The organism is Bacillus luti (assembly GCF_009739945.1).
GTDB lineage: Bacteria > Bacillota > Bacilli > Bacillales > Bacillaceae_G > Bacillus_A > Bacillus_A luti.
In genome coordinates this window covers 773,047-792,124 of sequence record NZ_CP040336.1, presented here as the reverse complement: position 1 = coordinate 792,124, position 19,078 = coordinate 773,047, and the positions used below count along the sequence as shown (strand labels likewise).

Genomic DNA, 19,078 nt, shown 5'->3' with positions numbered 1-19,078 from the left:
AAATCGTTCACTGCTAAAGTTTAGAGGTGGTAAGTAATAATCCCGTACTAGGAAGCTCACACCCTAAGGCTCCCCTCTCTGAAAATCGTAGAAAACTACTCATGTCCTCATCATGACATTTCGATATATTTCATTTATGTAGGTAATTATATGCTCAAAAACTTAGAAAATCAAGGGCGTTACCTTTATTTTTTAAATTTTTCACATTGCGCTCAAACTCATGTAATCCATGTAATTGTACTCGTTCTTGAAATACGTTTCGCAACGTAATAATCATATTGTGATCTTGTTCTTTCGTATATAAATAAATTTTTTTCGGCGAAATAGAAAGAAGTGGTGCAATTATTTTCGTATCAATATATACATCCTTTTGCTTTAATAATTCTTCATCTATATATTGGACCAATCTCTCCTGTTTTAAACGTCTACCTTTATCATCATAAAAAATAAAGCTTTCATCAAAAATAAGGTGCACACAGGACAAACGTGATTTCCGACTACTCACTTGTTGCCGAAGCGTCTCAATGAACATTTGATACTCTTGTTCCATCTTATACTCATCAATCGCCACTTCCGCAAGCTTAGCTACCATTTCCCTATATGTACGAAGACGAAAACGAACATATGATGTAAACGAGAATGAGAGCGGGTCACAAATCCAATTATTTAAAGAAGACTTAATGTATGATTCAAATGCATTGCGTGTTAAATCCTGCGCTACACCTTTTCTTCTTCCCTTTAAAATCTCCTGTGCCATATGCAATATTTGATGACACTCTTCTTGTTCTTCATAAAAAAACTTTTCTTTTAGGATTGTATATATCCACTCATTTTGTTTCACATTCACAATGAAATACACCATTACTGGTAATAAAATCTTTTCAATATAATTCGATTCACGCACTGGTATGTGAATCACAACTTTCTGTTCCTGCAAGTACACACTCGTTTCCTTATATAACATTTCCGCTCTTTTCAGTAGTTGTTTATATACGTGCATAGCATCATTTTTTTCTTCGAAGCAAATTTCAATCACTTTTGTCCCCCCTTTTATCCCCGCTCTAAAGGATTGTATCTATACGTTACAAGTCCTATAAGAGTCCGTTCCGCATGAAGTTCACTCTTAGTAGAATTTCATTTCCTATCGTTAGAAGATCCACTCGATATGGCTTGCTAATTTTATATATATTAAGGGAGGGAGAAAAAAATGATACAAGCTACAATGAATTTTCTATAAGAACTTTTCATTTTACAATTCAGCTAGTGTATAATGCGTTCAAAACGAAAAAAGAGCAAGCTTCTCAGCTCGCTCTTTTACTTATGACGACGGTTTTTCCCGCCAATTGAAATTGGTTTCGCTAAATATTTAATCCTTTCCATAATACGAGCTGCTTTCATTTCTTCCGCTTCACCACGTTGTGTATACGTTAAATGATGTTCCAGCTCCTTGAAATCAAAGTTAGACGTAAAGAACGTTGGCAAGTTTTCTAGCATACGGAATTGTAAGATTGCGCCGAGCACGTCGTCACGTACAAAGCTCGACATCGCTTCCGCTCCAATATCATCTAACATTAGCACTTGTACACGTTTAACGGCATCAATTTTTTCCCCAATCGAATTATCTTGAATCGAACTTTTAATTTCACGTAAAAATTCTGGGAAGTATACAAGCATCGAGCTTATTTTCTTTCGAGCAAGTTCATTCGCGATTGCTCCTAATAAATACGTTTTTCCTACACCAAATTTACCGTACAAATATAAACCTTGTACTTTTTTACCTGGTTCATATGTACTTAAAAATTCATTCGCCGCTCCGATTGCATGGATACGTGCATCTAAATCGGAAGGATCTAAATTCTCCATCGTTGCCTGTAAAATATCATTTGGCATATATACACTTTGAACGAGTTTTTCGTATTTTTTCCTCTCGTCATACGCTACTTTTCTAATGCAGCGATCATATTGAATATCAATCATCTTACCTTGAATAACAAGCTTTGGCTCATATCCTTGCAGCATGTTTTTACACGAACCTAAATCCGGACAATCCGCGCAACCTACACTTTGTCCAATATATTCGTATAATTTCACAAGACTACGCTCAATCATAGAAGTTGTTACTTCACCTTGATGTTCGTCTATAAATGCTTTCACACGCGGATGTGCCATTACTTCCGCCTTTAATACTTCATATCTATTTTTAAAATTTTTATTTTCCATTAACTTTGCAAATGAATTTTGAATATGCTCCATTTTCTCACCTCAAAGAGCGTTCATTCTCTTCTATTAATCACGCTTATATTTTTTCAACACTTCTTCTAGTCGTTTTCGTTCATCTTCTAACGTACTTGCACCTTTTTCAACACTTACATCTTTTTTCACAGTTTCTTTCTCTTGTTCTTTCGGCTCTTCTTTCAGCCAATCTGGTACCATTTCTTTTCGTACCGTTTTCTTCGACGTACGACCTTTTTTCTTCGTCTCAGCCCACTCTTGATATTGACGGTTTTCCTCTTTCGCCAGTGCCATCGCTTCAGCTACTGTGCCAACCTTTTTACGCGCCCAATGACCAGCAATCTTCTCCACATACGTTTTCGCAAGCTTCATATCTGAGCGTAGCATAACGTAATAAATAAGTACATTCACAACACCTGGCGTTAACTTTTGGTTCATCATTACATCTTCAACGATTTGCAAGTCAGCCTTCGTGGCCTCTGCACCACCAGAGATTTCTTTCAATAGTTGTTTTGGTGAGATTTCCTCTAACTGTTTGATTAACATCTCTTCTTGTGTAGAAGGCTCTTTCTCTTTCATCATACGTGCAGCGTGAGGCTGTACTCTTTCACTTAATACAGGTAACGCTTGACCGTTTTCGAACTGATACCAATCACGCGCTCCTTTTCTAAGCCTTTCAATATCAATGGTCTGCATCTCTGTCACCGCACCAAGAACGATATTTTGCATCGATAACACATCTACACCATACACGTAAGCAAGTGTAATGACACATTCTCGCACTTGATCTGTAATCGCCTTTTTAGGAACAAGAGCAGACAAGCCGTCTACAAATAAGGAGAAATCAAAGAAATCATTCCAAACTTCCGGAGCGTCTCCCTTCTCATTACTTGGCATAGTTGTCGTTTTTGGAATACGAAGGTCTTCTTGCGCATGCTCAAGCTGCCCTGGATTAAACGATCCGAACACATCATTGAAAGAGCGCGTAACATTTTCATAAGAAACAAAATCAAATTCTTCTTCTAAGAAATATTGCTTTACTTGATTATATTTTGTCCGACTCAATCGATTGTATAAAAAGATACTTAAAACAATATCATCAAAAAACTGCTTCGGAGATAAAGGCGGTTGCAACTCGTATATAAACATTCGAATATCTTTTTCTTTCTTAATATATACCTTTAAAAGCCCAATCGCCTCTAACTTCACTCGCTCCTCATATATTTCAGGAAGTTGCATTTGCATAGTCACCATAAGGGAATGATGTGTATTCTCTTTTCCAAATACACGATCCTGCTCTAACTCTCCCCATAGCGTCATGTATAAACTAAAAGCTCTACTACCTATTAACGGCTGATACAACATTGTTAACACTTTTCGGTCGTAATTATGTAGTAGCCCTTTCGCACTTACTTTGTAACGATCAATCGGCAATAGCTCCATCCATGACTGTTTTTCCATTCTTGCTTTTCCTTTCTCTCATTCAATCTATCCTTAAATTCATTCTATCTTCATTATATATTTTATTAGCGAAAAAGAGCTATTAGCTTACGCTTCTAGCTCTCTTATCTCATTACTTACAGTATGTAAAGAGAACGGAATTGGGCTTCTATTCTCTTTCTTTTTGCAGTATATCTTTTAATTCTTCAATAAATACATTTAAATCTTTAAATTGACGATATACAGAAGCAAAACGCACGTAAGCAACATCATCGATATCACGAAGCTCTTCCATAACTATTTCACCAATCATATCACTTTTCACTTCTGAAATACCTAAATTACGAAGTTCACGCTCCACACTTTGTGTTACTTCCTCTAATTGTCTTAAAGATACCGGTCTTTTTTCACACGCTTTAATTAAACCACGTAAAATCTTTTCTTTATTAAACTCTTCCCGTGTACCTTCTTTTTTAACAACGATAAGAGGCGACTCTTCTACTCTTTCAAATGTCGTAAAGCGACTTAAACAACTTTCACACTCTCTCCTTCTTCGAATAGAGCGCCCCTCGTCTACCGGACGCGAATCTAACACTCTTGTGCCATTATGAGAACAGGATGGACAACGCAATATATTCACTCCTTTACACTATAATCTTTATTTTCTCTCTACTCACTTCACCTAAAAATATATATACAATATTATATAACTCATTCTAACGCTCTTACCACTTTAAGTTTCAACGCATTATTTCATCATCAAGTTTTTCAACAAAATGAGATGGTAGATGCGACACTAACTTATTTGTAAAATTTCAATTTATCCAACTAACAAGTACGTTATGTTTTCCTTTTTTATAAACTAAAAAAGAGGTGCATTATACACCTCTTTACATTTTAAATCAATTATGTTCTTTTTTAAAGAGCTTTTGTTTCTCTCTGCTTAATTTCGAAGCTACCAGTGCCTCGAGGAAGCTCGATGCTCTCACGCGTTTTCGCGTTTAAACCTTCTGCAATATATTCTGCAGCAACATTTGGATCAATACGATCCCCACAAGTATAAACATCAATACTTGCGTAACCGTGCTCCGGAAAGCTATGAATTGTTAAATGTGATTCCGAGATAATTACTACTCCACTTACACCTTGTGGTGCAAATTTATGAAAAGCAACCTCACGTACTTCAGCACCAGCTCTTAGTGCTGCATCCACAAATAATTGTTCAATATACGGCATGTCATTAAGCTTGTCGAAATCGCAATCCCAAAGTTCAGCGATCACGTGACGACCCATCGTATCCATAGTATCCATTCTACAGTTCCCCCTTGTAAATTTATTCTAACTGTTCGAATTGAAAACTAATTTGCAATTTGGCTTGCTCCACTACCACGGGGGAAAGTTAGTCCAGAGAGGTCCTAACCCTTTAAGTAGTGACTACGTACCTCAGCTCTTAAGTTTACGAGTGTTAGTATACTTTGTTTATTTTCATTTTGCAACAACAGTTTTTTCGATTTTCTGTCATATTTTCCTCTTTACTTTTCCCTAAAAAAAAGAAATGATTCACGAATGCAGTAATCCCAACGCTTTGTGGTATGTCCACTTTTTAAAATATACTCGTATAATTTTTTTCCTTTTCAGAAAAAATTAAAAAAAGAGGGCAAATATTCACCTGCCCTCTCCCTTATTCACTTAAATATGTTGCACGTTTTTTTGTTTCGCTAATTCGTCAACAACTAACGTTACAAGGTCTACAACACGACGAGAGTAGCCCCACTCGTTATCATACCAAGCAAGTACTTTCACTTTACGCTCACCCATTACCATTGTAGATAAACCATCGATAATAGCTGAGTGTGTATTTGTATTAAAGTCGATAGATACTAATGGCTCTTCACTGAACTCTACGATGCCTTTTAACGCACCGTTGGCAACAGTTTTGAATGCATCATTAATAGCTTCAACTGTCACATCACGTTTTACATCTACTACTAAGTCAACAAGAGACACGTTTGGCGTCGGTACACGAAGTGCCATACCGTGAAGTTTTCCGTTTAAATGCGGAAGAACTTTTGCTAGCGCTTTCGCAGCACCTGTAGTTGTCGGAATAATTGATTGTCCGCAAGCACGTGCTCTTCTTAAATCTTTATGTGGGTTATCAATATTTTTTTGGTCATTTGTATAAGCGTGAACAGTTGTCATTAAACCGTTTTCAATTCCGAACTGCTCATCTAACACCTTCACAACAGGTGCTAAACAGTTTGTTGTACAAGATGCATTTGAAATAACAGTATGTTTTGTAATATCTAATTGGTCTTCGTTCACACCAACTACAATTGTTACATCTTCATTTTTACCAGGCGCTGTTAAAATAACTTTTTTCGCTCCAGCTTCAACGTGAAGAATTGCTTTTTCTTTTGAATTAAATTTACCAGTTGCTTCAATTACGACTTCAACACCTAGATCTGTCCAAGGCAATTCCTTTGGATCGCGGTTGTTTAAAAGGCGAATCATTTTCCCATCAACTAATAAGTGATCTTCAAATGCTTCTACTGTTCCGTCAAACTTGCCGTGAACTGTATCATATTTAATTAAATGTGCTAACGTTTCAGATGGATAGCTTGCATTGATTGCTACAATTTCGAATGCGCTTTCTTTTATTGCCTGACGAAATACCATTCTCCCAATACGTCCAAATCCATTAATTGCCACACGAGTCATAATATGTTATCCCCCTTGAATGCGTTATACTATTTATCTCCAATCCCAATAATAGTATAACACAAAAAGGAGATATGTCACTAAGCATTTTCACTAATTTCACAATTTTTTAGTCAATAATGTTCCATTTCTTTAAAATTACCTGTAATTGTGTTTTCGTTCCCATAATTGTGCCATCATTATTTATCACTTCATCTGCATTTTTCACTTTTTCTTCTAATGGCATCTGAGATTGAATACGAGCCGTTGCTTCTTTCTCTGAAAAGTTATTTCGTTTCATTAAGCGATTTAATTGTGTATTCGGCGTAACTGCTACAACTAAAACACGATCCACAAGACTTGTTAATTTACTTTCAAACAATAGCGGGATATCTAACACAATCGCTTGCACACCTTTTTTTATGTACATTTCTTTTTGTGTATTCATTTCTTCACGTACTGCAGGATGCACAATTTTATTTAACTGCAATCGTTTTTCTTCATTATAGAAAACGATGCTTCCCAATTTTGGACGATCCAGTTCCCCATCTTGTTGTAACACTTCCGTTCCAAATGTCTCTACAATTTTGTTATATGCTGGTTTTCCTTGTTCTACAACTTCTCTTGCAATAACATCTGCATCAATAACTGGTATACTTAGCTCACGAAACATTTCTGATACCGTACTTTTTCCGCTTGCAATGCCTCCCGTTAATCCAATTACTACTGTCATAATAATCCTCCTCATAATAAAAGGCGCGAAACTAATGTTCCACGCCCATACTTACATTTTCCAAATTCCAATAATGATGAGTAATACCCCAGGCAGGAATGTAAATTTTTGCAACCATTTCATATTCGATAAAACCGTACCAAGCTTCATTCCAATAAATAAAAATAAAGAACTCATTACTGCGACTAATATCGCCATCATAGCAGGTGCATAACCTAATAAAGATGCGCCAATTCCAGCACCAAACGAATCTACAGAAAGAGCTATACCGAGAAGTAATGCTTCTCCTGCAGAAATAGTACCCGATTTATCAAAATCTGCAACAGTCGGTTTCCGTAAAATTTGAATCACTAGTCCTAGTGAAGCAATCTCTAATTTCCAGACCTTCTCCTCTTGCTTCGGTTCTTCTTTTTTATCACTCCGAAAAAATTGGTATAATACCCAAATCCCTATTCCAATAAGAACAAGCCCACCGATACGCGTTGCGATAACAGGTGAAAAAACTTTCGCGATCATATGTCCAATTCCCATTGAAACAAGCATAACAGCCGCTGAACAAATTCCGATAATTATAATTGATCTTAGTGGAATTCTTACGCTTCTTAAACCATATGTTAGCCCTACACTACAGCTATCTAAGCTTAATGTAAAAGCTAATAAAATAAGAGATAAATAAAGGTACATCGGTAAGCTCCTCCCTTATACATAGCTCTGCTGTATGTATATGACAAATGCCTATCCGATGTTATCTCTTTTCTATATTCTAGGCTGACAAATTGGGCAGTAATGCGTTCCTCTCCCGCCAACAACTGTTTTTTCTAAAATCGTACCGCAAGTCACACATGGTTCTCCCTTTTTCCCATATACATTTAGAAGTTCTTGGAATGAACCAATTTGTCCTTGCGAATTAATATACGTTCTAATTGTACTTCCGCCTCGCTTCACTGCTTCGCCTAGCGTTGTAACAATCGCTTCGTACACTCTCTCGATTTCTTCTTCTGTTAAAGACGACGCTTCTCGTTCTGGATGAATTTGAGAACGGAATAAAACTTCATCTACATATATATTTCCAAGCCCTACTAAAAGGCGTTGGTCTAATAATACGACTTTTATTTTGCGATTTGTCTTTTGCAATCTCTCTTGTAAATACTTCGGTGTCAATTCAGCATCAAATGGCTCTGGTCCTAAATCAACAAGAGGCATTTGATTCAATTCTTCACCTTTCTTAAAGAGATGCATCGTACCAAACTTTCTCACGTCTTTATAATGCAATTCAGTTCCATCTGTAAATAAGAAACGGACATGCGTATGTTTATCAATCGGCTCATCCTCTTGATGTAGTAAAAACTTACCTTCCATACGCAAATGGGAAACAATGACATAATTCGTTACATATAAAAGCAAAAACTTTCCTCTTCGCTTTACATTTTCAATCGTCTCGCCTTTTAGCATTTCTTTAAAGATTTCTGCATCATCCGGACGTTTTACTATTTTGGGATAAGTAACAATGACATCTGCAATTGTTTTTCCTGTTACAAGATTTTCAAGTGTCCGTCTGACGTTTTCAACCTCTGGTAATTCAGGCATTTCATCACTTCCTTATTTTGCGTCGTACCAAGTTGGACCGTAAGAATAATCAACTTTCAGCGGAACTGCCAGTTCAATTGCATGTTCCATTACTTCTGGTACAAGCTTCTCTAATTTTTCAATTTCTTCTTTTGGTGCTTCAAATATTAATTCATCGTGTACTTGCAGAAGAAGACGCGCTTGTAATCCTTCTTCTTCTAAACGATCCGCCATAATAATCATCGCTTTTTTAATAATATCTGCTGCAGTACCTTGAATTGGTGTATTCATAGCTGTACGTTCAGCAAAGCTACGTAGATTGAAATTACGACTCGTAATTTCTGGAATGTAACGGCGACGATTTAATAATGTAGCCACATATCCTTTTTGTTTCGCATCTTTTACGATGTCCTCCATGTATTCTTGTACACCAGGGAAACTTTCTAAATACTTTTCAATAAATTCCGCTGCTGCTTTTCTTGTAATTCCTAAGTTTTGCGAAAGACCATAATCACTAATACCATATACAATTCCGAAGTTAACAGCTTTCGCTTGTCGTCTCATATTTGAAGTTACTTCATCTTTTTCAACGCCAAATACATCCATAGCTGTTTTCGTATGAATATCCATGTCATGTTGGAACGCTTCAACTAGCCCTTTATCATTTGCAATATGAGCTAATACACGAAGTTCAATTTGCGAATAATCTGCTGCGTACATAATCCATCCTTCTTCTGATGGAACGAATGCCTGACGAATCTTTCTTCCTTCTTCTAATCGAATCGGGATATTTTGCAAGTTCGGATCCGTTGAGCTTAATCGGCCTGTTTGCGTTAATACTTGATTGAAACGAGTATGGATTTTACATGAATCTTCATGTACAACTTTCAATAAACCTTCAATATAAGTTGAGTTTAGTTTTCCTAATTGACGATAATGTAAAATATTTGGAATGATCTCATGGTGATCCATAAGCTTGTCTAGTACATCAGCTGATGTAGAATAGCCTGTTTTCGTCTTTTTAATAACTGGTAAGTTTAAGTTTTCAAACAGAATAACACCAAGCTGCTTCGGTGAATTAATATTAAATTCTGTTCCCGCAAGCTTATAAATTTCCTGTTCCATTTCCTTTAATCTACCTGCAAGCTCTTCTCCCATATTACGAAGACGATCCGTATCAACTTTTACACCTTTTACTTCCATATCAGCTAATACACGTGCAAGTGGCAATTCTAACTCTGTAAATAGTTCATATTGCTCATTTTTTTCTAACTCTTCAATGAATGTTTGCTTTACATCATATAATACATGCACTTTACGAGCGACATGCTCCGCTACTACTTCTAGCTCTGGAACAGCACGCTTCGCGCCTTTTCCGTAAACTTCTTCATCGGATTTCACAGCATGCGTTTCTTTCATTTTCGCTACAGTACGGAAATCTTTGTCCGTATCAGCTGGATCAAGTAAATACGCAGCGATTAATAAATCAAAGTCAATCCCTTGAATATCTATCCCATTCCATTTAAGCGCAACGATCGCACGCTTCGCATCAAATGTATGCTTTCTCATTTCTCCATTTGCAAGCCACTCTTTAAAAGCATCTGACTTAAGGGCAATGTCTGTCTGAATAAAGTAGCAACCATTTTCATTTTGAATACCAAAACCTTGAATATCTGCTTTATGATAATTATCTTCTTGCACTTCAACAATAAGCGCACTATCTTGCTGAAGCATTTCTTGTGTAACTTCTTCCACGATATCAAATGTAATATCATCTAATTCAGCTGGAGCTGTTTCCTCCGGCGTAACACCTAACTTATTTAAAAGAGATGTAAATCCTAAACTCTCGAACATTGGAATGACATCACTTGCTTCATAGCCTTTATACTCCATATCATCCACATGTACAGTAATCGGTGCATCTGTAATAATAGTTGCAAGATCTTTACTCATAAGAGCTTGGTCTTTATTTGCTTCCAGCTTTTCTTTTAATTTCTTCCCGCTTACTTGATCTATATTTTCATACACCTCTTCAACCGTTCCAAACTGTGTTAACAATTTAATCGCAGTTTTTTCACCAACTCCTGGTACACCCGGGATATTATCTGATTGGTCTCCCATTAAACCTTTCATATCGATAATTTGCTTTGGTGATAAGCTGTATTTCTCAAATAAAGCTTCTGTCGTATATTCATCTACTTCTGTAATCCCTTTTCTAGGAATACATACAAGCGTGTTATCAGAAACAAGTTGAAGTAAATCTTTATCTCCTGAAATAACTTTTACACTTGCCCCTTGCTCACTCGCTTCTTTCGCTAACGTTCCCATAATGTCATCTGCTTCATAATTTGCCAGCTCATAACGTGGTACATTGAACGCATCAAGCATTTCACGAATAAACGGGAACTGCTCTGATAACTCAGGTGGAGTCTTTTGACGTCCACCCTTATACTCACTATACGTTTTATGACGGAACGTTGTTTTGCCTGCATCAAATGCTACTAACATATGCGTCGGCTTTTCTTCCTCTAATATTCTCATTAACATCATTGTAAAACCGTAAATTGCGTTCGTATGTATACCTTTGTCGTTATTTAAAAGCGGTAGTGCAAAAAAAGCACGATACGCGATATTATTACCATCTACTAGTACGACCTTTTTTTCCAAATCAGAAACCTCCCCATACAAATTTGAAATGATTTTTTTCACAGAAAAAAACCGTTCCTTTCCTCTCTCTATATTAACATGACTAATAGAGAGAAGAAAAATAACGGTTATTTTCCTATATATAAAATCGGCTTATATTGGCATAAAGGGAAGTGACGAGAATAGCACAACTACTCTCGTCCAAAATTACTCCTTGGATGAAGGGGTTTTCATCTATTATATTAACAGAGCTTTATTAATATTTAATTAAGCCATTGTTAATATATTGTAAACATCCATCATCCTATTTATCAGTTGCTGATTTTGGTAAAACAACCGTAAATGTTGTCCCTTCTCCAACTTCGCTATCCACTGTAATTGTACCGTGATGCGCCTCAACTAAATGTTTTACAATCGATAATCCAAGGCCTGTACCACCAGTATTTCTACTTCTCGCTTTATCCACTCGGTAAAAGCGTTCAAAAATACGCGGAATTTCATCTTTACTAATACCAATTCCAGTATCCGATACTTTTATGTAAGCATTATATTTATCTTCTGCTAACTCTACAGAAACAACGCCTCCAGCAGGTGTATATACGATTGCATTATTAATTAAATTAATAAAGATCTGTTTCAATCGACTCGGATCTCCAATGACAGAAACACGTTTTAATACATCCACTTGTAAAGAGATTTCTTTTTCGCCCGCCTTATTATTAAGCACCATATGAATATCTTCAAGAAGCCCCTTCATATCAACGGTTCCCATATTTAATTTAAACCCTTGTTGCTCGATTTTTGACAAATCTAATAAATCTTCAATTAAACCTTGCATACGCTCACTTTCTTTTAAAATAATATGCAAGAAATGTTCGCAGAACTTTTTATTATCCATCGCTCCGTCCAAGAGTGTTTCTGAAAAACCTTTAATAGAAGTAATCGGTGTCTTTAGTTCATGAGAAACATTCGCTAAGAAGTCTTTTCTCATTTGTTCTAATTTCTTCAACTCAGTAATGTCATGGAATACGAGAACAATTCCTTTCCATTCATGGTTTGTCCCAATAATTGGCGCTCCATATACTTCAAAATGCTTTCGCTCAATTCCAAGTGGTAACAACATTTGTTTACGCACTTTCACTTCTGTCATAAAGATTTCTTCCACTAGCTCTATAATTTCTGTATGATGAAACGACTCGTAGTATAAACGATCTAAATATTCTTCGTCTGTTACGTGGAAAGTCTCCTTATACGAACGGTTTACAAGGTTTATATAACCGCGGCTATCGATTAGAATCATTCCACTTCCCATATTTTCAATTAATGTATGCAGGCGGTCTTGTTGCATTTCTTGCTCAAGCGTCATCTCTTGTAAATTACGCGCTAAAATATTAATTGCTTTACTCAGCATTCCTGTTTCATCCGAATGACTTTCGTATGCACGCGCTTTATAATTCCCCTTCGCTAATTCAATTGCAACTTTCGTAACGGATTCAATCGGTCTAATATATTGCCCTGTAATTTTCATACCCAAGAATACAACTACGAGACAAGCGATGACAAATCCAATGATTAATAATCCCCACGTTTTCTGGTGAACATCCCTCAATGTATCAATTGTACTTTTCACCAAAATATATCCTTGTTTTCCTTCTACATCCTGAACGAATACAACATGATAAAACTCATTCTTTTGATCCGTTTCTTTCGTAATCACTTTATTTTTTTGCTTCGCTGTTTCAGAGGAAAGTTCTTTGACCATCTCTTGGCTAAAAGCAGATTGTTGCCCTTTGCTATATTGAACTTTATTTTTTTCATCCACAAATAGAATAGAAGCTGGTATTTTCTCTTCCAACTTTTCAAATACATACGGATTTTTTAAAACATCATCGAAACCTTGTTCTTCTGCTAATACGGCAACATACTCTGTCTCTTTTACCATTCTCTCTTTAGCATGATTTATATAGTAGTTTTCAAAAACAGTTTCTAGCAATAAACCTAGTCCAACTAAAATAAACACAATGAGAGAAACAAATGTAAAAAGAAGCCTGGAACGAAATTTATTCATCCCCTTTTGGCTCCTCTAATTTATATCCTAAACCACGTATCGTTTTAATGTACGTCGGTTTTTTCGTATTTTGTTCAATTTTATCGCGCAAATGACTAATATGAACGTCAACAATTCGTGTATCACCAGCAAAATCATAATTCCATACAGCACTTAATAATTGATCACGCGTCAATACGCGACTCTTATTTTTCGCAAGATAAACAAGTAGTTCAAATTCTTTTGGTGTTAATTCAAGCTTTCTTCCTTGGAAATAAGCCTCATAAAACTCTGGTAAAATTTTAAGTTCTGCAATTATGATGCTATCTTCATCTGGCGCTTCTGCAACTTGTTCTTCTTGTTGCAATTTCGTACGACGCAAAATCGCCTTCACACGAGCAACTACTTCCCTCGGACTAAATGGCTTCGTCATATAATCATCTGCCCCAAGTTCAAGACCTAGCACCTTATCAAACTCATCATCTTTTGCTGTTAACATTAAAATCGGCGTCATGATACGCTGCAATCGTAATTCTTTACAAACTTCCATACCATCCATTTTCGGAAGCATTAAATCTAATATAATTAAATCCGGACGTTCTGTTGTCGCCTTTTGAAGCGCCATTTCTCCATCCATCGCTGTTATAACTTCAAAACCAGCTTGTTGTAAATTAAATTCAATTAAAGTTAAGATAAACTCCTCATCATCAACTACTAAAATACGATTGTTCATTCTTTTCCTCCAAGTTATAGACTTGAAACCTTCTTCATCCTAGTATTTTCCCCGTTATTCTCATCATACTAGAAAACAGGTTCCCCCTCAATATAATTGTCTATTCATGGAGTTTGTTTGTGTAAAATTGAGAAAATAGACGTAATTACACCTCACCTGCAACTACACAGGATTTTGCCAAACTTTATAGATTTCTCTCTCTTCTTTAAAGCTCACTTCCGTATGAACTGTAAAATCTTGATTTTGCGCTAGGAAAAACGAAAGAGCATACGCTATTTTATAATCTGGTGTTTCATATCCATCAAATACTCTTCCATACATTTCATTCGCGATCGAATCGGCCCACACTTCAGCTTCTCTTATCGTTTCAAAGATTCTGTCTTCCCTTTTCCATTTCACAGCTATATCACCTTCCCCAAAAAAAAATAGCGCTAGCATATTCTTAATAAGAATATGACTAGCACTACTTTTATATCATTCTAACTTTCATCTTTTAAAAATTATCCAATGCTTTTTCCATAATGGAAACAGATTTATAAGGTGGTGTTACTGTTAATGAGCCTTTCACAACAGTATCTCCTTTTTCATCATGAGCAGATACAAGCATATCAATTGTATGTTCCTCCTCAGAAACAGCCACTACTTCAAAGTGGATTTGTAACGTTTCATAATGGTGAACATGCTTCACGAACGTAAGGTCCTTCCTAGTAATATGGCTACCTGGACCTGGTAAATATTTCGTAACTGCCGTTGTAATCATTCCAGTTAGCATAATGCTTGGTACAATCGGCTTTTCATACGGAGTTTGGGATGCGTAATCATGCTGAATATATAATGGATTGGCATCATTCGTTAACCCTAAGTACAATAACAAATCTTTATCCTCAATTTTTTCAGTGATAGATAATTTCTCTCCTACTGTAATTTCATCCATTTTACGACCAATTTGAACTTTTTTCTTTAACATGTTACAACCCCCTCCGATTTTTTCACCTTATTATCCTACTAAAAGCGATACCTTATCCGAAATTTACTGTGATGAGGGCAATATATAGTATAAGTCTATAGTTTCATTATAGGATACACCAAATGACAGCGTTTTCATATTATTTCAAAAAAACATTTCAATAAATAGTAGAAAAAGATTCGGGGCCCCGAATCTTTTTCCGCTTATATTTAATTATTAAACAAGAACTTTCATAACGTTACGTACAGATTCTACAGAGCGATCTAACGCTTCTTTTTCCTCTGCAAGAAGTTCTAACTCAATAATTTGTTCAATTCCGTTACCACCTAAAATTACTGGTACCCCTAAGTAAAGGTCACTATAACCATATTCACCTTCAAGGTACGCAATAGCTGGTAATACACGGCGTTGATCTTTTAAGATCGCCTCTGTCATTTCAACTAAAGAAGCAGCTGGTGCGTAATATGCACTACCGTTTCCTAATAAGCCTACAATCTCGCCGCCACCTTTACGTGTACGTTCTACAATTGCCTCTAAACGCTCTTTCGGAATTAACGTTTCTAACGGAATGCCACCTGCATAAGAATAACGTACAAGAGGTACCATATCGTCACCGTGTCCACCAAGAACAAATCCTGTAATGTCCTTCACAGAAAGATTTAATTCTTGCGCAATGAATGTACGGAAACGAGCTGTATCTAATACGCCCGATTGACCGATTACACGTTCTTTCGGGAATCCTGCCTCTTTAAATACAGAATATGTCATTGCATCAACTGGATTTGTTAATACAACAATAATTGCATTTGGTGAATGTTTTGCAATGTCGCGCGTAATACTTTTCATAATTTTAGAGTTTGTTGCTACTAAGTCATCACGGCTCATACCAGGCTTACGCGCAATACCCGCTGTAATAACGACAACGTCAGAATCAGCAGTATCTGCGTAATCAGATGTTCCAATAATGTTAGCATCAAAACCTTGTACTGGGCTCGCTTCTAACATATCTAACGCTTTCCCTTTTGTTGGATTTTCCAGCTGTGGAATGTCCACTAATACAACATCTGCAAGTTCTTTTTGTGCTAATAAGAATGCTGTTGTTGCTCCTGTAAATCCTGCACCGATGACTGAAACTTTCTTGCGTTTGATTGTCATATTTTACCCCCCCGCTTTAATTATGCGTTTTTGATTATCGCTACATCCATGTTTTTAATAAGTTCATTAGCGAACTCAGAACATTTCACTTCTGTTGCGCCTTCCATTAGACGAGCGAAGTCGTATGTTACTACTTTTGATGCAATTGTTTTCTCAACTGAAGCTGTTACTAATTTCGCAGCTTCGTTCCATCCTAAGTGCTCTAATAATAATACACCAGAAAGAAGAACAGAAGATGGGTTTACTTTATCTAAGCCTGCATATTTTGGAGCTGTACCATGTGTAGCTTCAAAGATAGCATGTCCAGTTACATAGTTAATGTTTGCACCAGGTGCAATACCAATTCCACCTACTTGTGCAGCAAGTGCATCAGAGATGTAGTCTCCGTTTAAGTTCATTGTTGCTACAACATCGAACTCACGTGGACGAGTTAAAATTTGTTGTAAGAAGATATCTGCAATAGAATCTTTTACGATGATTTTTCCAGCCACTTCAGCGTCTGCCATCGCTTTATTCGCTGCATCTTTTCCATCTTTTTCAACGATACGATCATATTCAGCCCAAGTAAATACTTTATCGCCGAATTCTTGTTCCGCTACTTCGTAACCCCAGTTTTTGAAGGCACCTTCTGTAAATTTCATAATGTTTCCTTTATGAACTAATGTAACAGAAGAGCGTTTTTCGTTAATTGCATATTGAATTGCAGCACGAACAAGACGCTTTGTCCCTTCTTCTGAGATCGGCTTAATACCAATACCAGATGTTTCTGGGAAGCGGATTTTATTAACACCCATTGCTTCTTTTAAGAAAGCAAGAACTTTTTCTGCTTCTGGAGATCCTTGTGCATATTCAATTCCAGCATAAATGTCTTCTGTATTTTCACGGAAAATAACCATATCAGTATCTTCCGGACGTTTTACAGGTGAAGGAACACCTTCAAAATAACGAACTGGACGTAGACATACATATAAATCTAATTCTTGACGAAGCGCTACGTTTAGAGAACGAATACCACCGCCAACTGGAGTTGTAAGCGGGCCTTTAATCGCGATTAAATATTCACGGATTAAATTTAAAGTCTCTTCTGGTAACCACTCGCCTGTTTGGTTGAATGCTTTTTCCCCTGCAAGCACTTCTTTCCAAACGATTTTCTTCTCACCATCATAAGCTTTTTCAACTGCTGCTTCTAGTACGCGAGATGCAGCTGCCCAAATATCAGGACCAATTCCATCTCCTTCGATAAATGGAATAATCGGATTGTTTGGTACATTCATAACACCATTAGTTACAGTAATTTTTTCACCTGTTGTCAATGTGATAACCCCCATGTTTGAAATTTCATATGTATGAAACTGAGGGAATAACCCCTCAGTTCAAACCGTTAGTAAAATTAAAATATTCTAATCATTACATCTTCCCGAAAAAATCAGACTTTTGAAAGCGTATTTTCACTATCGAAATAGTGTTTTTCGCTTATCGTTGTGCAATTGGAACATACACTTGATGTGTTGGTCCATTATAATCAGCACGCGGACGGATTAAACGGTTGTTTTCATATTGTTCTAGAATATGAGCTAACCAGCCTGACATACGGCTAATTGCAAAAATAGGTGTAAATAAGTCATGGTCAATTCCTAAACAATGGTATACAGAAGCTGAATAGAAATCAACATTTGGTGGAAGACCTTTTTCTTTTGTTACAATGTCTTCAATTTTGATAGACATATTATACCATTTGTCTTCTCCTAAAAGCACGCATAATCTCTTAGACATTTCACGTAAATGTTTTGCGCGTGGATCACCATGCTCATATACACGGTGGCCAAATCCCATAATTTTCACTTTATTTTGAAGAGCATTATGAATATATGATTCTACATTTTCTTCTTCGCCAATTTCAGTTAACATCTTCATTACATTTTCATTTGCCCCGCCGTGAAGAGGACCTTTTAATGCACCAATTGCTGCTGTAATACCAGAATATACATCTGAAAGTGTAGCTACGCAAACACGTGCAGTAAATGTAGAAGCGTTTAACTCATGATCCGCATGAAGTACAAGCGCCTTATCAAAAGCTTCAATTTCAACTTCATTTGGCTCGCGGTCATTTAACATGTACAAGAAGTTTGCAGCTAATGATAAATCTTTTCTCGGCTCAACAACGTCTAAGCCTTTACGGATTCTTGCATAAGCAGCAATTAAAGTTCCCACTTGAGCCTGTAATTTAACCGCTTTCAAATAATTAGACTTTCCATCCATAATTTCAGCGCTCTCATCGTATAATGATAGCATGGAAATTGCAGTTCGTAAAACAGACATCGGATGCGCAATTTTTAAATCTACTTGTTTCAAATATGTTAAAATCTCACCTGGAACTTTATAGTATTCAGATACAGTATCTTTAAATTCCGCTAGTTCTTTTTCATTAGGAAGCTTGCGGTGCCATAATAAGTACACTACTTCTTCAAATGTAGCATTCTCAGCTAAATCATCAATATTATACCCAACATAAGTTAATGTATCATCAATAATAGAGCTCACAGATGATGTTGTTGCTACTACCCCTTCTAAACCTCGAATAACAGTCATGACATTCTCTCCTTTTCCTGAAAATTCTCCCAACCTTGCTCCTTATATCTATTTGCTCCCCTTATAAATTATGAACGCCCGTTCACTCTTTAGGCAAGCAAAATGCACGATCATGCAAATTTTTTGCGATGTTCCCCTCTTAATGTCCATTACCTACATGGAAAGCATGAGCGTGAATGTCTCCCCGAATCCTCACGCTCAAAACAACAAGTTAGTGAGGAAAATAAATTCCGAAGAGTTTTATGATAAAAACAACATAAAACAATATCATTA

The 19,078-nt window shown here is 36.5% G+C and carries 17 protein-coding genes and 1 other annotated feature (1 of these 18 cut by a window edge); all 17 genes read right to left on the bottom strand.

The window, feature by feature from the left end; all coding sequences use genetic code 11:
• Positions 1 to 123: a binding site (T-box leader), on the bottom strand; it reaches 106 nt to the left of the window's first position.
• Positions 124 to 154: 31 nt separating this feature from the next.
• The 17 genes from ytxC to citZ all read right to left on the bottom strand — a co-directional run bounded on the left by ytxC (position 155) and on the right by citZ (position 18,838).
• A complete protein-coding gene (gene ytxC, locus EUC40_RS04135; protein ID WP_156573801.1) occupies positions 155 to 1,036 on the bottom strand; it encodes a putative sporulation protein YtxC in 882 nt (293 codons plus the stop codon).
• Between the two features lie 278 nt (positions 1,037 to 1,314).
• Positions 1,315 to 2,253 (bottom strand): primosomal protein DnaI, encoded by a 939-nt coding sequence (gene dnaI, locus EUC40_RS04130; protein ID WP_000400113.1) that lies wholly within the window; start codon positions 2,251 to 2,253, stop codon positions 1,315 to 1,317.
• 33 nt (positions 2,254 to 2,286) lie between these two features.
• Entirely contained in the window at positions 2,287 to 3,693 is a 1,407-nt protein-coding gene (locus EUC40_RS04125) for a replication initiation and membrane attachment family protein (RefSeq protein WP_156573792.1), read from the bottom strand.
• A gap of 148 nt (positions 3,694 to 3,841) precedes the next feature.
• Positions 3,842 to 4,303, bottom strand: coding sequence for a transcriptional regulator NrdR (gene nrdR, locus EUC40_RS04120; protein WP_001203687.1), 462 nt, complete (start codon positions 4,301 to 4,303; stop codon positions 3,842 to 3,844).
• Between the two features lie 287 nt (positions 4,304 to 4,590).
• Entirely contained in the window at positions 4,591 to 4,974 is a 384-nt protein-coding gene (gene speD, locus EUC40_RS04115; RefSeq protein ID WP_002003660.1) for an adenosylmethionine decarboxylase, read from the bottom strand.
• A 387-nt stretch (positions 4,975 to 5,361) separates the two neighbouring features.
• Complete coding sequence (locus EUC40_RS04110) at positions 5,362 to 6,390, bottom strand: glyceraldehyde-3-phosphate dehydrogenase (RefSeq protein WP_000198976.1); 1,029 nt, start codon at positions 6,388 to 6,390, stop codon at positions 5,362 to 5,364.
• A 109-nt stretch (positions 6,391 to 6,499) separates the two neighbouring features.
• Positions 6,500 to 7,102 carry a dephospho-CoA kinase gene (gene coaE / locus EUC40_RS04105; protein ID WP_156573790.1) on the bottom strand — a complete coding sequence of 201 codons (603 nt, stop codon included), beginning with the start codon at positions 7,100 to 7,102 and terminating at the stop codon, positions 6,500 to 6,502.
• A 51-nt stretch (positions 7,103 to 7,153) separates the two neighbouring features.
• Positions 7,154 to 7,786 carry a sporulation membrane protein YtaF gene (gene ytaF / locus EUC40_RS04100; protein WP_071710396.1) on the bottom strand — a complete coding sequence of 211 codons (633 nt, stop codon included), beginning with the start codon at positions 7,784 to 7,786 and terminating at the stop codon, positions 7,154 to 7,156.
• Positions 7,787 to 7,858: 72 nt separating this feature from the next.
• Positions 7,859 to 8,689 (bottom strand): DNA-formamidopyrimidine glycosylase, encoded by an 831-nt coding sequence (gene mutM, locus EUC40_RS04095; protein WP_156573788.1) that lies wholly within the window; start codon positions 8,687 to 8,689, stop codon positions 7,859 to 7,861.
• 12 nt (positions 8,690 to 8,701) lie between these two features.
• Entirely contained in the window at positions 8,702 to 11,335 is a 2,634-nt protein-coding gene (gene polA, locus EUC40_RS04090) for a DNA polymerase I (RefSeq protein WP_071710394.1), read from the bottom strand.
• 283 nt (positions 11,336 to 11,618) lie between these two features.
• Positions 11,619 to 13,382 carry a sensory box histidine kinase PhoR gene (phoR, locus tag EUC40_RS04085; RefSeq protein WP_156573786.1) on the bottom strand — a complete coding sequence of 588 codons (1,764 nt, stop codon included), beginning with the start codon at positions 13,380 to 13,382 and terminating at the stop codon, positions 11,619 to 11,621.
• Positions 13,375 to 14,094, bottom strand: a complete 720-nt coding sequence (phoP, locus tag EUC40_RS04080) for a two-component system response regulator PhoP (protein ID WP_071710392.1) — start codon at positions 14,092 to 14,094, stop codon at positions 13,375 to 13,377. The genes phoR and phoP overlap by 8 nt, the downstream gene beginning before the upstream one ends.
• A gap of 162 nt (positions 14,095 to 14,256) precedes the next feature.
• On the bottom strand, positions 14,257 to 14,493 hold the full coding sequence (locus tag EUC40_RS04075; RefSeq protein WP_151626179.1) for a hypothetical protein: 237 nt from the start codon (positions 14,491 to 14,493) through the stop codon (positions 14,257 to 14,259).
• A 94-nt stretch (positions 14,494 to 14,587) separates the two neighbouring features.
• The gene (locus tag EUC40_RS04070) at positions 14,588 to 15,061 is read right to left on the bottom strand and encodes a MaoC family dehydratase (RefSeq protein ID WP_000914178.1); all 474 of its coding nucleotides are present in this window, start codon (positions 15,059 to 15,061) and stop codon (positions 14,588 to 14,590) included.
• Between the two features lie 216 nt (positions 15,062 to 15,277).
• Entirely contained in the window at positions 15,278 to 16,216 is a 939-nt protein-coding gene (gene mdh, locus EUC40_RS04065; RefSeq protein WP_000153237.1) for a malate dehydrogenase, read from the bottom strand.
• A 20-nt stretch (positions 16,217 to 16,236) separates the two neighbouring features.
• Positions 16,237 to 17,529, bottom strand: a complete 1,293-nt coding sequence (gene icd / locus EUC40_RS04060; protein WP_000206898.1) for an NADP-dependent isocitrate dehydrogenase — start codon at positions 17,527 to 17,529, stop codon at positions 16,237 to 16,239.
• A 160-nt stretch (positions 17,530 to 17,689) separates the two neighbouring features.
• Complete coding sequence (gene citZ / locus EUC40_RS04055; RefSeq protein ID WP_002019455.1) at positions 17,690 to 18,838, bottom strand: citrate synthase; 1,149 nt, start codon at positions 18,836 to 18,838, stop codon at positions 17,690 to 17,692.
• Between the last annotated feature and the right edge of the window lie 240 nt (positions 18,839 to 19,078).

Bases quoted from the DNA above. Each gene is read 5' to 3' on its own strand.
- coaE (WP_156573790.1), bottom strand. From the start codon at position 7,102: ATGACAGTAGTAATTGGATTAACGGGAGGCATTGCAAGCGGAAAAAGT.
- EUC40_RS04070 (WP_000914178.1), bottom strand. From the start codon at position 15,061: ATGTTAAAGAAAAAAGTTCAAATTGGTCGTAAAATGGATGAAATTACA.
- speD (WP_002003660.1), bottom strand. From the start codon at position 4,974: ATGGATACGATGGGTCGTCACGTGATCGCTGAACTTTGGGATTGCGAT.
- mutM (WP_156573788.1), bottom strand. From the start codon at position 8,689: ATGCCTGAATTACCAGAGGTTGAAAACGTCAGACGGACACTTGAAAAT.
- EUC40_RS04125 (WP_156573792.1), bottom strand. From the start codon at position 3,693: ATGGAAAAACAGTCATGGATGGAGCTATTGCCGATTGATCGTTACAAA.
- EUC40_RS04110 (WP_000198976.1), bottom strand. From the start codon at position 6,390: ATGACTCGTGTGGCAATTAATGGATTTGGACGTATTGGGAGAATGGTA.
- phoP (WP_071710392.1), bottom strand. From the start codon at position 14,094: ATGAACAATCGTATTTTAGTAGTTGATGATGAGGAGTTTATCTTAACT.
- dnaI (WP_000400113.1), bottom strand. From the start codon at position 2,253: ATGGAGCATATTCAAAATTCATTTGCAAAGTTAATGGAAAATAAAAAT.
- phoR (WP_156573786.1), bottom strand. From the start codon at position 13,382: ATGAATAAATTTCGTTCCAGGCTTCTTTTTACATTTGTTTCTCTCATT.
- ytaF (WP_071710396.1), bottom strand. From the start codon at position 7,786: ATGTACCTTTATTTATCTCTTATTTTATTAGCTTTTACATTAAGCTTA.
- mdh (WP_000153237.1), bottom strand. From the start codon at position 16,216: ATGACAATCAAACGCAAGAAAGTTTCAGTCATCGGTGCAGGATTTACA.